The following is a 14,689-nucleotide window of genomic DNA, read 5'->3' on the forward strand; positions in this document are numbered from 1 at the left end:
TTTGAGGAGGATGGCTAATATGGCAAAAAACAGACTAATAGGAGATTATCCTGTAATTGGAATAAGACCAACTATTGATGGAAGAAGAGGCATGTTAGATGTAAGAGGTTCTCTTGAAGAACAAACTATGGGAATGGCAAAAGCAGCAGCAGAATTATTTAGATCAAATCTTAAATATTCTAATGGTGAGCCAGTAAAGGTTGTCATAGCAGACACAACAATAGGAAGAGTTGCTGAATCAGCAGCTTGTGCATCAAAGTTTAAAAAAGAAGGTGTAGATATTACTCTTACAGTTACTCCTTGTTGGTGTTATGGTGCAGAAACAATGGACATGGATCCAATGACAATAAAAGGTGTATGGGGGTTTAATGGAACTGAAAGACCAGGAGCAGTATATTTAGCATCTGTACTTGCAACACATGCACAAAAGGGGTTACCAGCATTCGGAATATATGGACGTGATGTTCAAGATGCAGATGATACAGAAATCCCAGAGGATGTAAAAGAAAAATTATTAAGATTTGGTAGAGCAGCTGTTGCAGCAGCTACTATGAGAGGAAAATCTTATTTACAAATTGGTTCTATCTGTATGGGAATTGGCGGATCAATAATAAGTCCAGAATTCTTTGAAGAATATCTAGGAATGAGAATTGAATCAGTGGATGAAGTGGAAATCATAAGAAGAATGACAGAAGGCATCTATGATGAAGCTGAATTCCAAAAAGCTCTTGCATGGACAAAGGAGCATTGTAAAGAAGGCTTTGATAAAAATCCAGTAGGAGCTCAAAAAACTAGAGAAGAAAAAGATAAAGATTGGGAATTTACTGTTAAAATGATGTGTATTATTAAGGACTTAATGAATGGAAATGAAAATCTTCCACAAGGTTGTGAAGAAGAAAAAGTTGGACATAATGCTATTGCAGCAGGTTTCCAAGGTCAAAGACAATGGACTGATTTCTATCCAAATTGTGACTTCTCAGAATCTTTATTAAATACATCATTTGATTGGAATGGACCTAGAGAGCCTTATATATTAGCAACTGAAAATGATACATTAAATGCTGCAACAATGTTATTTAATAAGCTTTTAACAAATACAGCTCAAATATTTGCTGATGTTCGTACTTATTGGAGTGAAGAGGCAGTTGAAAAAGCAACAGGTTATAAAATTGAAGGAGCTGCTAAAGAGGCTGGCGGATTTATACATTTAATTAATTCAGGTGCAGCATGCTTAGATGCTAATGGTGGAGCAAAGGATGCAAATGGAAATGCTGTTATTAAACCTTTCTGGGAAATCACAGAAGAGGATAAAAAGAATATTCTTGAAGCTACAACATGGAATCCAGCAGATCAAGGATATTTTAGAGGCGGCGGATTCTCATCAAGATTCTTAACAAAGGATGTTATGCCTTGTACTATGGCTAGAATTAATATTGTTAAAGGATTAGGTCCTGTACTTCAATTAGTAGAAGGATGGACAGTTGAACTTCCAAACGAGGTTAATGAAGTTTTATGGAAGAGAACAGATTATACTTGGCCTTGTACTTGGTTTGCTCCAAGAACAACAAAAGAAGGTCCATGCAAATCAGCATATGATGTTATGAATAATTGGGGAGCTAATCACGGAGCAATAAGCTATGGACATATAGGTGCAGATTTAATAACTTTAGCTTCTATTTTGAGAATTCCAGTATGCATGCATAATGTTCCAGATGAAAAAATATTCAGACCAGCAGCTTGGAATGCTTTTGGACAAGATAAAGAAGGACAAGATTTTAGAGCTTGTGCTACTTATGGACCACTATATAAATAGTAATTTTAAATTAGGCATATTATATTAAAGAAAATAACAAGTTCCAATATGCCAAGGATATTTTTCATCAGATAATTAAAGTAGATTAGTCTAATAACTTGATTAATTAAGTAAGCCTACTGAAGAATTATGATGTAAGATAGGAAGGCAGATTTGACTTGTTATTTTTTGATAATGCATTAAATAAAGTTTGAAAAAGTAAATTTATATTCATAATTATAAAAGAACGCACAATCAAAAGAGTTAGCAGGTGAAAATATGAAACAAAAAAAGGTACTAGCATTTGATTTTGGTGCATCTAGTGGAAGAGCAATGCTTGGAACATATGATGGAAATACAATTGAAATAGAAGAAATTCATAGATTCTCTAATGATCCAGTTGTTGTAAATGGCACTATGTACTGGGATGTATTGAGATTATTTTATGAAATAAAGCAAGGGATCATAAAAGCAAAACATTATGGCAGCTTTTGTAGTATTGGTGTGGATACTTGGGGAGTTGATTTTGGAATTATTGATGAGTATGGAAATTTAATAGAAAATCCTATTCATTATAGAGATAGCAGAACAAATGGAATGTTAGAAAAAAGTTTAGAAAAGATTTCTAAAGAGGAATTCTACAATATTACAGGTAACCAATTCATGGAGATTAATACAGCATTTCAATTACTATCATTAGTTGAAAAGAGGTCATATATTTTAGAGAGAGCAGATAAAATTTTATTAATGCCAGATTTATTCAATTATATGCTTACAGGGTTAAAAATAACTGAATATTCCATTGCATCAACTACACAGTTATTAGATGCAAGAAAGCAAACTTGGTCTGATAGAGTAATAGATGCTCTTAACATTCCTAAGAGACTATTTACAGAAATCATTCCTACAGGTACAAGTATTGGAAAGGTTTCAGATGATATTTGCAGAGAACTAGGGATAGAAAAATGTGATGTGGTTTCAGTAGCAGGTCATGATACTCAGAGTGCTCTTGTATCTGTACCTAACAAAGAAAAAGATTTTATATTTATTAGTTGTGGCACATGGTCATTGTTTGGAACAGAACTAGAAAGACCATTAATTAATGATATATCAAGTAAATACAACATAACTAATGAAGGGGGGGATGGTGGAAAAGCTTCATTTTTAAAAAATATAATTGGTTTATGGCTTATACAAGAAAGTCGCAGACAATGGATTAAAGAAGGAGAAGAATATGGATTTGGCCAGCTAGAGAGTATGGCAGCCTTAGCAAAGCCATTTAAGTGCTTTATTGATCCAGATGCTCCAGAATTTGTACCGGCAGGCAATATTCCAGAACGTATTCGTGAATATTGTAAGCGCACAAATCAAGAAGTACCAGAAACAAAAGCAGAAATTGTTAGATGTATAGATGAAAGTCTTGCTTTGAAATATAGATATGAACTTGAAAAAATAAAAGAGTGCACTAATAAAACATATGAAAATATATACATGGTAGGTGGAGGTACTCAAAGTAAATTACTTTGTCAAATGACTTCAAGTTCATGTAACTGTAAAGTAACAGCGGGGCCTATAGAAGCAACAGTGTTTGGAAATATTGCATTACAATTAATTGCTTTAGGATTAATTAAAGGATTAGATGAAGCTAAGAGAATTATTGAAAAATCATCTGATATTAAGGAATATAATCCAGAGGATATATCACTTTGGAATAAAGCTTATGAGAGATTTAAGGAGGTAATAAAGTGCTAAAAGGAATACCACAAATTTTATCGCCAGAGTTATTAAAAGTATTATGTGAAATGGGACATAGTGATAGATTGGTTATTTCTGATGGAAACTTTCCAGCTGAAAGCATGGGAAAGAATGCAATTGTTATTAGATGTGATGGTCATGGTGTGCCAGAAATTTTAGATGCTATTTTAAAAGTCTTTCCTTTAGATACTTATGTTGAAAATTCAGTAAACTTAATGGAAGTTATGCCAGGAGATGATGTAGAGACTCCTATTTGGCAAGAATATGAGAAAATTATAAATAAATATGACGATAGAGGAAAAAATTGTATAGGCAATATTGAACGTTTTGCGTTTTATGAAGAAGCAAAGAAGGCCTATGCTATTATTGCAACAAGTGAAAAGGCACTTTACGCTAATATTATGATTCAAAAGGGAGTAGTAGTTGGAGATTAGATCGATATAGAAAAATTAAATATTAAGGAGATGGATTTAAATGGCAAATAGAATGGTATTAAATGAAACCAGCTATATAGGGGCAGGAGCAATTGAAAATATTGTTACAGAAGCAAAAATAAGAGGATATAAAAAAGCCTTAGTAGTAACAGATAAAGATTTAATTAAATTTAATGTAGCAACAAGAGTAACTGAACTTTTAAAAAATAATAATTTAGAATTTGAAATTTTTGATGAAGTAAAAGCCAATCCAACTATAAATGTTGTTTTAAAAGGTATAGAAAAATTTAAAGAAGCTAAAGCTGATTATATTATAGCTATTGGTGGTGGATCATCAATTGATACAGCAAAGGCTATTGGAATAATAATAAATAATCCTGAATATTCAGATGTAAGAAGTCTTGAAGGTGCGGTAGAAACTAAAAAGAAATGTGTTGATATTATAGCAGTACCAACAACAGCAGGAACAGCAGCAGAAGTTACTATTAATTATGTAATAACTGATGAAGAAAAGAAACGTAAATTCGTATGTGTTGATCCACATGATATTCCAATAATTGCAGTAGTTGATTCAGAAATGATGTCATCAATGCCAAAGGGATTAACAGCAGCAACTGGAATGGATGCTTTAACTCATGCAATTGAGGGATATATAACTAAAGGGGCATGGGAATTAACAGATGCTCTTCATTTAAAGGCTATAGAAATAATATCGCGTTCTCTTAGAAGTGCAGTAAATAATGAACCAAAAGGCAGAGAAGATATGGCACTTGGACAATACGTTGCTGGTATGGGCTTCAGTAATGTAGGTTTAGGAATAGTACATGGTATGGCTCATCCACTTGGGGCATTTTATGATACTCCACATGGAATAGCAAATGCAGTAATTCTGCCATATGTTATGGAATATAATGCAGAAGCTACAGGTGAAAAATATAGAGAAATTGCAAGGGCAATGGGAGTTACTGGTGTAGATAATATGTCTCAAGAAGAATATAGAAAAGCTGCTATTGATGCAGTCAAAAAACTTTCAGAAGACGTTGGAATTCCAAAGACTTTAAGAGAAATTGGAGTAAAAGAAGAAGACTTAAAAGCACTTGCAGAATCAGCTATGGCAGATGCATGTACTCCAGGTAATCCAAGAGATACAAGTATTGAAGAAATTTTAGAAATATATAAATCAATTTATTAGATTAGGTATATGAAATAAAATAACAAGTCTAAAATTAAAATGAGAGGTAATGCTATTATTTAATAAGTGCGTTGTCTCTTATTCTAATTTTATAAAAAAGTTTGAAAAGTTTTTTATGTTTAAGAAAGCATTTTGGGTTCCATATGAGGATAGTGGTAGTTATCCTACACTTACAAAAGCTATTGAAGCAATTTCTAAATATTGTGATGAAAATGGGGATTCTTGTATATTTACAGGAGATGATGAAGTTGAAATAAATGGTAAGAAGTATGAAATATACAGAGGATATGAGAATTGTAGTAGAGGAAATTATGGAATAAAGTGTAGAGAAAAATAAACATCAAAATTATTATAAAAATAATTATCAATATAGATAAATTCTAATTTGTTGAGTAAAAAGTCTTCATGTGTATGGCATCTTTCTAATGGAAGATTATACATATTATTCACCTAGAATTATAAACAACAGATAAAATGAAGCCGATTTCATAAGACTCAGAGCCTATGAACCATTAGTAAGCTTTCAAACAGGCAAATATGTAGTAACATACGTTGTATATTCTAATGAAATTCAAAAGACAAAGGTAGTATTATAAACAGGAATAAATGAATATAGTGTAAAAACAATATCTATGTTTGATAAAGATTATGATATTGTAGCTAAAGAGGTTGAAGAAAAACTAAATAATAATATTTAAGTAACAAAGTGACTTGATTGCATTAATTGCTACAAAATTATCTGTAGTAGGAGAGTAAGAGAAGATTAAAGCTATTGTATAATTTAAGATAAAGTTTAGCCGCATAATTAACTAGCAAGAGGAGTTATGAAAGATGAGATTAGTACCAGTAAAAAAATTGAAAGAAAAATTCTGAGATTGCTATCAATGTAATTGATAACAATTGGAGATTAATGTTAAAAGAAGGACAAAAATTACTCCAAAAGGGGTAGAAATTTTAGACAACTTGGGTATATCATATGTATATATTAATGATGAGTATTGTTTTAATAACAAACAGAGTAAATACACCATGAAAATAGATTATTTATACAAAAGCATTAGGGGGTTAGAAGATATTGCCAATAAGGTTATTAGAGGGGAAGCGGAAGTAAAGAATTAGATGATGCGATGGTTATAGCGACACAGTTTGTGAATGATATTCTTTAGAAGCTGATAATCTTAAAATATTATATGAGCCCAATAAGATTGTTGTAAGTTCTATTATTGAGCAAACAATATATGTGGCAATTATGTCTGTAATATTAGGGGCAAAAATGAATCTGAGAAGGGAGAAATTAATAAAACTTTGTATAGCTGCATTATTAAAAGATATAGTATTAGTGTCATCGAAGGTTGAAAAAAATATAAAATATGCATATAAACAACATCCTATATTAGGCTATGAATATTTAAAGAAAAATTATTCATTAGACGAAGAAATATTACTTGCAATTTTACATGATCATGAACAATTTGATGGCTTAGGGTATCCTAATAAACTAGAAGGTGAAGAAATTAGTAGTTTTGCTAGAATAATAAGTATAGTTTATAGCTTTTATGAAATAAAAATAAATCATATAATGTTAGATAAAAATCAAATATTATTTGAAGAGAATTTGAAAAAAATTTAAAAGGGTTTGATATGGAAATATTAGGATAGTTTTTAAAGCGTGTAGAAGTGTTTACATTAGATACGAGGGTGACTCTTAACGATGGAGATATAGGGATCGTAATTAAAAATAATACAAAAAATTCATTTAAACCTCTTGTCAAGATTATTAAAAGTAATCATAAATTAGAAGGAGAGATTATAGATCTTTATAATAATAAAAATATATTTATAAGTTACATAACATATTATGTTGATTAGTGCTAAAAATATTAATTTTAGATATACATAGTTTAAATAAAAAATTATTGTGTAATTATTTTAATAATGAAAAAATGTCCAGAATATAAGAATATAAGAATATAAGAATATAAGAATATAAGAATATAAGAATATAAGAATATAAGAATATAAGAATATAAGAATATGCTTATCTCATGGGAATTAGAAGGAATTACTTAATGAAATATCTTCATCAGCAGATGAAGATGGGCTATACTGCCAGGCTCGTACCTCACCAAGCATTATATGCCAAGGAAACACCTACTCATGTGCATTCGTAGGTGTAAGTGATTCGCACCAAATACAAGATTTGGGCTCTCTGCTTAAGAATATGCACTTATAAAAAGAGCAGCTATGCTGCAATAAGTAACTTTTCTTATTTTATAGATGCTAGAGTGTGCGAATGAGTCATTTAAGTAATTTAGATTCACCGTTGATAATGTTGTTGATACAACAATTAAGGTTGCTAATAATAGGAAATCTATTGGATAAGTAATAATTAGACGTTTGTATGGAATGTAGATGGGTCTGTTGTATTAGCGGATTAAAATCAATTAGCAATAGCTCCTTTTATCATAAATCTCAAACTTATTGGGTTTGAGATTTATTTTTGCACAAAAAAGGAACTATGCACTAATTATTTAGTGTGACATCATCAGTTTTAATAAAAGAAGTTGATATAATGTTAGACAAAAATTTAGTTCGCAATAGGTTCAAAAATTTGCTTTCAAAGGAATTGTATCAATTTAAAAATAATTTTTATAAAAAGTATTGACAAGAATTCGAAAGTCTGTTATCGTATACATTGTAAGGACTGTAACTGATTCGATCAGGCATGACCAAAAATTAATGTGATTATTTATGGATAATTATATTAATGTTTGGTCATTTTTGCTTTAAAAATAAATAAGGGAGGGAGGTACTAAAGATGAAGATAGTAAAAAAGTTAAATAATAATGTTGTATTAGCTTTGAACGATAAAGAGGAAGAAATTATAGTTGTTGGAAAGGGATTAGGATTCCGAAAAACACCATATATTTTAGAAGACTTATCTCTGATAGAGAAAAAGTATGTAATTCCTCAAAGTACAAAAGCTTCTGAAATTTTAGAATCCATCCCTAATGAAGTGATCAAAGTAACAGAAAAAATTATACGAAGTGGTTATAAAGAACTTAATATGGAATTTAATGCAGATATTTTATTAACTTTATCTGATCACATTAATTTTGCTATTCAAAGAAATAAAGAAGGAATACAAGTTAGAAATCCACTTCAATGGGAAATTAAACATATGTACCCTAAAGAGTATGAGATAGGATTTCATTCATTAGATATTATTGAAAATGAACTTGGAGTTAAATTAGATAAAAATGAAGCAGCATTTATAGCACTACATTTTATAAATGCTCAGCTTGGCAAACATGATATGACTGAAACAACTAAGATAACAACTATTATGGGAGAAATTCTTAATTTAATAAAATATAAATTTAAAATAGAGTTTAATGAAGACTCATTTGAATTTACTAGATTTGTAGCTCATATAAGATATTTTATTCTTAGACAGGTAAACAATAAACCATTGGATAATGAAAATAGCGATATGTTTACTATTATGAAGGATAAGCTAACAGAAGAGTTAGAGTGTGTTGAAATAATAGAGAAACATTTAAATAATAAATATGGATGGAAGTGTACAAATGATGAAAAATTATATTTAATGCTTCATATCCAAAGAATAAGAAAACAAAATAATTAGGACTGTAACTGATTCGATCAGGCATGACCAAAAATTAATGTGATTATTTACTATATCTATAATTACATTAGTCTTTGGTCATTTTTATTTTGATTTTATAACTTATAAATCAAATGCTGGCTAAGATTTAAAAGTTTTAAATATATATTATAAAACAAAAGGTGGAGAGATAGATGAATAATAAGGAATTAGCTCAAAAAATTCTTGAATTAAGTGGTGGAGAAAAAAATATTACCCTTGCTACTCATTGTGCTACAAGATTAAGACTTGTTGTTAAATCAGAAGCAGAAGTAAATTTAAAAGCAATAGATACATTAGAAGGTGTTTTGAAAGCACAACATAGTGGTGGACAATTACAAGTTGTAATTGGAGCTAAGGTAAACAAAGTATATGAAGAATTTGTGAAACTTGGTGATTTCTCAAATAATGATGGTACAGAGATGCCTAAGGCTAAGAAAAATCCTTTTAATGCATTTATAGAAACTATATCAGGAGTATTTACGCCTATACTTCCAGCACTTGTTGGATGTGGTATGATGAAATGTTTATCTTCCCTAATGACTTCAACAGGTATGGTGGATCCTTCAACAGGATTTATTACAATATTTAATATGATATCTGACTGTGTGTTTTATTTTATGCCATTCTTCTTAGCTGTTAGTGCAGCAAGAAAGTTTAAAACTAATGAATATTTAGCAGTTGCTTTAGCAGCATGTCTATTACATCCGACAATTTTAGATGCAGCAAGTAAAATTGCTCAAACTGGTGTTGATAAAATAAGTTTTTTAGGATTACCTATTTTATTAGTTAAGTATACTTCTACGGTAATTCCAATAATATTATCAGTATGGTTATTAAGTTATGTTTATAAGTTTGTTGAAAAGATAGTCCCAGATTTACTTAAGGTATTACTTGTTCCAATGATTACATTATTAATTATGGTTCCAGTTCAATTAATTGCAATAGGACCATTTGGATCATATGTAGGTACATGGATTGCTGAAGGATTAAATATGTTATTTGCAACAAGTGGAATTATTGCAGGTGCTTTACTAGGATTCTTTAGACCTATACTTGTTATGTTTGGTATGCACTATTCAATTATGCCAATGCAAATTCAACAAGTTGCAGATACAGGAAGTACTGTATTAACAGCAAGTGCTTTAGCTGCTAATATGGCACAAGCAGGTGCAGCATTTGCTGTATTCTTAAAGACTAGAAATAAAACTATGAAAGCAGCAGCAGGATCAAGTTCATTAACAGCTCTTTTTGGGATTACAGAACCAGCTATTTATGGAGTTACTTTAAGATTTAAGAAGCCATTCTTTGCTGGATGTTTAGCAGCAGGGTTAGTAAGTGGATTCTATGGTATGGTTAATGCTCATGCAAATGCTATTGCTATTCCAGGAATTTTATCTCTTACAACATTTAATGCAGATAAATATATTTACATTATAATTGGTGTTGTAGCAGCATTTGTTTTAGGATGTGTGTTTACTATTATTGCTGGAGTAGATGATTCTGTAATTGGTGAGGATAATAAAACAGAAGCTAAAAAAGAAAATGTAGTCTCTCATGAAGGGGTTATGATAAAAAGTCCAGTAGAGGGAAGTGTTAAAGATCTAGCTGAAGTTAATGATAGTGTATTTTCTGAAGGATTAATGGGAAAAGGAGTTGCAATTGAACCTAAGATAGGTAAAGTTATGGCTCCATTTGATGGAATAGTGGAAGCAATTTTTAGTACAAAGCATGCTATTGGTTTAAAATCTAATGATGGTGTAGAAGTATTAATTCACATTGGATTGGATACTGTAAACTTAGAAGGTAAACACTTTAAGAGTCATATAACTAATGGGCAGACTATAAAAGCAGGAGATTTATTAGTTGAGTTTGATTTAGATGAAATTAAGAAAGAAGGATATGATGTTATAACTCCATTTATAATTACAAATTCTGATGAATATGAGGATGTCTTAGTTGTAAAAAATGGTGAAGTAACAAATAATGATAATTTATTGAAATTAATATAAATAATTAAATAAGTGCATAAGATTTGTACACAAAATATAGAAGGAGAGGTAGATTTATATGAATAAAGGATTTCCAAAAAACTTTTTATGGGGAGGTGCCTTATCAGCTTGTCAAGCTGAAGGTGCTTACAATGTAGATGGTAAGACACTTACTGTTCCAGAAGTAATGCCATTTAATCCTAAAAATGATAGAAAAGTGACTAAGCAGCTTAAAATTACAAAGGAAATGATAGCGGAAGCTAAAAATGATCCTGATACAATAAAGTATCCAAAAAGAAGAGGAATAGATTTTTATCATACATATAAGGAAGATATGGCTTTATTTAAAGAAATGGGATTTAAAGTGTTTAGATATTCAATCTCTTGGGCACGTTTATTTCCAAATGGTGATGATAAAGAGCCAAATGAATTAGGATTAAAGTTCTATGATAGTGTTATAGACGAATGTTTAAAAAATGGTATGGAACCGCTAATAACAATATCACATTTTGATTTTCCAATAGTTTTAATTGAAAAGTTTGGTGGATGGTATAACAGAAAGTTAATTGACTTATATTTAAGATATTGTGAGGTAATATTCAATAGATATAAAGGAAAAGTAAAGTATTGGGTAACATTTAATGAAATAAACATGAGTATTAAAGCTGGTCCTAAAACTATGGGAGTAATAGATGAAGGGCAAGAAAACTATGAAGAAATGTTATTCCAAGCTCTTCACCATCAATTTGTTGCAGCTGCAAAAGCTACAAAACTTGCTCATGAAATAAATAAAGAAAATAAAATTGGCAGCATGGTAGCATACTTTACTACTTATCCTTATACATGCAAGCCAGCAGATGCCCTAGCAATGCAAAAGGATGATCAAATGAAAAATCTATTCTATTTAGATATTTTAAATGGTGGTAAGTATCCATATTATTCAAAGAAATATTTTGAAGAACATAACATTAAGTTAAATATAAAAGATGGAGATTTGGAAGTTATAAAGGAAAATACAGCTGATTTTGTAGGAATGTCATACTATAATTCTATGATATCAAGTGATGATGGAGATCAGCTAGAGCTTACTGCTGGTAATGTTCATAGTGTTTATAAAAATCCGCATCTTGATGCAAATGAATGGGGATGGCAAATTGACCCAATAGGATTAAGATATACATTAAATCATGTATATGATAGATTTGGATTACCTGTTTTTATACTTGAAAATAGTTCGGGATTTTTTGATGAATTAACAGAAGATAATAAAGTACATGACCCATATAGAGTAGATTTCTTACGTAAACATATTGAACAATTAAAGCTTGCTATTGAAGATGGAGTAGAAGTTATTGGTTACACAATGTGGGGACCAATTGATATGATTTCATCAGGGACATCAGAAATGTCAAAGCGTTATGGATTTATATATGTAGATCAAGATGACTATGGTAATGGAACAATGAAACGTTACAAGAAAGATTCATTCTATTGGTATAAGAATGTTATAGCTACCAATGGAAAAGAACTTTAAGATTTATGAAAATATTAAATAGTATTAGGAAAGTACCAGGGGGACTACTTATAGTTCCCATGATACTTTCTGCAATAATAAACACTTTTTTTCCTGAGATTTTTCAAATAGGGAATCCAACAACAGCACTTTTTACTAATAAGAGTACTATGGTATTAGTAGGATTAATGCTATTTGCCTCTGGTACACAATTTAATATAAAAAACATAGTTAGTGTTCTTAAAAGAGCAGGATTACTATGCATTGGAAAGCTATTTATATCATATATTATTGGATTATTAGTGATTAAATTCTTTGGAATAGAAGGAGTATTTGGAATATCTGCAGTTGCCATTATTGCTACAATTACAAGTTGTAATCCAGGATTATATCTAGCCTTAGTTAATGATTATGGAGATGAAATAGATGGAGCAGCTTTTGGCTTTTTAAATCTAATAGTGGTACCTGCAATTCCACTTATGATTTTAAGCTCAGCAAATGGACAAGGAATAGATTTAAATACAATAATAGCTAATCTGCTTCCATTTATATTAGGTATGATTTTAGGAAATTTAGATGGTGATTTTAAGAAGCTATATGCATCAGCTACAGGAATGCTTTTGCCTTTCATGGGAATATGCTTTGGTAGTAGTATAGATATTATAGTAGCTTTAAAGTCAGGAGTATCAGGAGTAATTCTCACATTAATATTCTATTTAGTGAGTCTTTTGCCTTTATTATTGTTAGATAGAAAAGTTGTAAAAAGGCCTGGTTATGCAGCTATTGCAATGTCATCTGTAGCAGGATTATCTATTTCAGTACCCTCATTAGCAGCTGAAATTAGTGATGCATATGCTCCGTTTGTGAATGTTGCAATGTCTCAAATAGCCTTAGCATCAATAATAACAAGTATAATAACTCCAATTATAATTAAATATATAGTAAAGAGGCAAGAAAGAAGAAAATAGAAGATAATTTTATATTATAGGTTGTAGTTTAAGCTACAACCTTTTTTCATGTTTTATTAGAAGAAAAATGATTAATATAATTTTAAAAATATTATCTACCCAAATACAAGAATGAATATAAAAATATGGTATTTTAAATAGAAAAAAGAGTATTATTTTATACTATAAAATAGTGTTGATTATCTTATAATGATATGATAGAAACCTATAAGAATAGCCTATTTGCGTTGATATAGATACATGATATAATAGTTTGATGTATAGATTATTTTTATTTATAAGGAGGAAGATAAAAGAAATAAAAAATTTTAAATTATGAATAAAATTTGAGCGCTAAATTATGAGTGCTTAGTCATTGAATTATAATAAAAACTTGAAAGGTGGATCCTATATTTATGAAATGGATAAAAGAAAAATATAAAAATTATTCAATAAAAAAAGAAATACAGTTTCTTTCAGAGCTACTATTGTAATGATGATTTTATCATTATCTAAATTGGAAAATGTAGGAGGGTTAAGTAAAAAAGATATATAATGGCGCTCATATGTGACTAATGGCACTGTATGGCAGATGAGAGTTGATCTTAAGGATACGTTAACAAGTTATTTAAACTAAATTAATGGACAAGTTAAGTATAATTAATTAACCTTGTATGTATTAAAGCAAAAAGTGAAAGAGTGTATGTAGAAGTAAATCTTATAGAAGAATTTAATTAAGTACACATCTAACTTTTAAGAGAAAATATATAATTAAGGAGGATATTAAGCTTGTTTATTCATATATTCTATTACTTGATTTGCTTTATCTTGCTTACCTAAAATTTCACCTAAAATTGCTAAGCTTTCTTGTGGTGATGATAATGGATTACTTACTGAATCTAAATATACAATCGGTAAATTAGCTTCTTCTAGCTTTTCTACATAATCAAAATTTCCTTGTGCCATAGAAGCGTTCATTAATACTAAGTCTGGTTCTAATGCTAAAACAGCTTCGGTGCTTATAGTATCATTAGCATTATTACCTATACTAGGTATAGAGGCCATTTCTGGGAATGTTTCAATTACCTTTTTGTATGTATCTGAATCATTTGTTTGTAAATCATCACTCCAGCCTACAATTTTATCTGGCATTTCATCGCCAAGTAGAACTTCTATTTCAAAAATATCTCTGCTTCTAACAAGTACAATTCTATCAATATCTTTTTCTAAAGTAACTTCTCTTCCAACTGAATCAGTAATTGTGATTGTATCACTTTTAGTTTTTGCACTATTATTACCATTACTATTACTTGAGCATCCACTTAATAGCAATGCACCTGTTAGTAGCATAGTACATATTTTTAAAATACCTTTTTTTCTTTTTATCATTTGATTTTC

11 protein-coding genes are annotated in these 14,689 nt (G+C 29.9%); 10 read left to right on the forward strand and 1 reads right to left on the reverse strand.

Annotated elements, in window-relative coordinates; all coding sequences use genetic code 11:
• The first annotated feature begins 19 nt into the window (after positions 1–19).
• From BN2920_RS05200 to BN2920_RS05245, 10 genes are all read left to right on the forward strand, one after another.
• Positions 20–1,813 carry an L-fucose isomerase gene (locus tag BN2920_RS05200; RefSeq protein ID WP_058293955.1) on the forward strand — a complete coding sequence of 598 codons (1,794 nt, stop codon included), beginning with the start codon at positions 20–22 and terminating at the stop codon, positions 1,811–1,813.
• A 258-nt stretch (positions 1,814–2,071) separates the two neighbouring features.
• Positions 2,072–3,544 (forward strand): rhamnulokinase, encoded by a 1,473-nt coding sequence (locus tag BN2920_RS05205; RefSeq protein WP_058293956.1) that lies wholly within the window; start codon positions 2,072–2,074, stop codon positions 3,542–3,544.
• Positions 3,538–3,981 carry an RbsD/FucU family protein gene (locus BN2920_RS05210; protein ID WP_058293957.1) on the forward strand — a complete coding sequence of 148 codons (444 nt, stop codon included), beginning with the start codon at positions 3,538–3,540 and terminating at the stop codon, positions 3,979–3,981. The genes BN2920_RS05205 and BN2920_RS05210 overlap by 7 nt, the downstream gene beginning before the upstream one ends.
• A gap of 40 nt (positions 3,982–4,021) precedes the next feature.
• Positions 4,022–5,173 carry a lactaldehyde reductase gene (fucO, locus tag BN2920_RS05215; RefSeq protein WP_058293958.1) on the forward strand — a complete coding sequence of 384 codons (1,152 nt, stop codon included), beginning with the start codon at positions 4,022–4,024 and terminating at the stop codon, positions 5,171–5,173.
• A gap of 115 nt (positions 5,174–5,288) precedes the next feature.
• Positions 5,289–5,510: a DUF4318 domain-containing protein gene (locus BN2920_RS05220; RefSeq protein ID WP_058294316.1), complete on the forward strand. Its 222-nt coding sequence runs from the start codon at positions 5,289–5,291 to the stop codon at positions 5,508–5,510.
• Between the two features lie 903 nt (positions 5,511–6,413).
• Complete coding sequence (locus tag BN2920_RS05225) at positions 6,414–6,803, forward strand: HD-GYP domain-containing protein (protein ID WP_268259047.1); 390 nt, start codon at positions 6,414–6,416, stop codon at positions 6,801–6,803.
• Positions 6,804–7,991: 1,188 nt separating this feature from the next.
• The gene (gene licT / locus BN2920_RS05230; protein WP_058293960.1) at positions 7,992–8,822 is read left to right on the forward strand and encodes a BglG family transcription antiterminator LicT; all 831 of its coding nucleotides are present in this window, start codon (positions 7,992–7,994) and stop codon (positions 8,820–8,822) included.
• A 173-nt stretch (positions 8,823–8,995) separates the two neighbouring features.
• A complete protein-coding gene (locus tag BN2920_RS05235) occupies positions 8,996–10,852 on the forward strand; it encodes a beta-glucoside-specific PTS transporter subunit IIABC (protein ID WP_058293961.1) in 1,857 nt (618 codons plus the stop codon).
• Between the two features lie 58 nt (positions 10,853–10,910).
• A complete protein-coding gene (locus BN2920_RS05240) occupies positions 10,911–12,365 on the forward strand; it encodes a glycoside hydrolase family 1 protein (RefSeq protein ID WP_058293962.1) in 1,455 nt (484 codons plus the stop codon).
• Positions 12,366–12,370: 5 nt separating this feature from the next.
• A complete protein-coding gene (locus BN2920_RS05245) occupies positions 12,371–13,312 on the forward strand; it encodes a 2-keto-3-deoxygluconate permease (RefSeq protein ID WP_058293963.1) in 942 nt (313 codons plus the stop codon).
• A gap of 762 nt (positions 13,313–14,074) precedes the next feature.
• Here BN2920_RS05245 and BN2920_RS05250 read toward each other — a convergent pair.
• A complete protein-coding gene (locus tag BN2920_RS05250) occupies positions 14,075–14,680 on the reverse strand; it encodes an ABC transporter substrate-binding protein (RefSeq protein ID WP_058293964.1) in 606 nt (201 codons plus the stop codon).
• Positions 14,681–14,689: the final 9 nt, after the last annotated feature.

Origin of the sequence: Clostridium neonatale (genome assembly GCF_001458595.1) — a bacterium.
Taxonomy (GTDB): domain Bacteria; phylum Bacillota; class Clostridia; order Clostridiales; family Clostridiaceae; genus Clostridium; species Clostridium neonatale.

What these genes read in the sequence shown, in the direction of transcription:
- BN2920_RS05200 (WP_058293955.1), top strand. Translation starts at nt 20, where the DNA reads ATGGCAAAAAACAGACTAATAGGAGATTATCCTGTAATTGGAATAAGA.
- BN2920_RS05250 (WP_058293964.1), bottom strand. Translation starts at nt 14,680, where the DNA reads ATGATAAAAAGAAAAAAAGGTATTTTAAAAATATGTACTATGCTACTA.
- licT (WP_058293960.1), top strand. Translation starts at nt 7,992, where the DNA reads ATGAAGATAGTAAAAAAGTTAAATAATAATGTTGTATTAGCTTTGAAC.
- BN2920_RS05205 (WP_058293956.1), top strand. Translation starts at nt 2,072, where the DNA reads ATGAAACAAAAAAAGGTACTAGCATTTGATTTTGGTGCATCTAGTGGA.
- fucO (WP_058293958.1), top strand. Translation starts at nt 4,022, where the DNA reads ATGGCAAATAGAATGGTATTAAATGAAACCAGCTATATAGGGGCAGGA.
- BN2920_RS05235 (WP_058293961.1), top strand. Translation starts at nt 8,996, where the DNA reads ATGAATAATAAGGAATTAGCTCAAAAAATTCTTGAATTAAGTGGTGGA.
- BN2920_RS05220 (WP_058294316.1), top strand. Translation starts at nt 5,289, where the DNA reads ATGTTTAAGAAAGCATTTTGGGTTCCATATGAGGATAGTGGTAGTTAT.
- BN2920_RS05240 (WP_058293962.1), top strand. Translation starts at nt 10,911, where the DNA reads ATGAATAAAGGATTTCCAAAAAACTTTTTATGGGGAGGTGCCTTATCA.
- BN2920_RS05245 (WP_058293963.1), top strand. Translation starts at nt 12,371, where the DNA reads ATGAAAATATTAAATAGTATTAGGAAAGTACCAGGGGGACTACTTATA.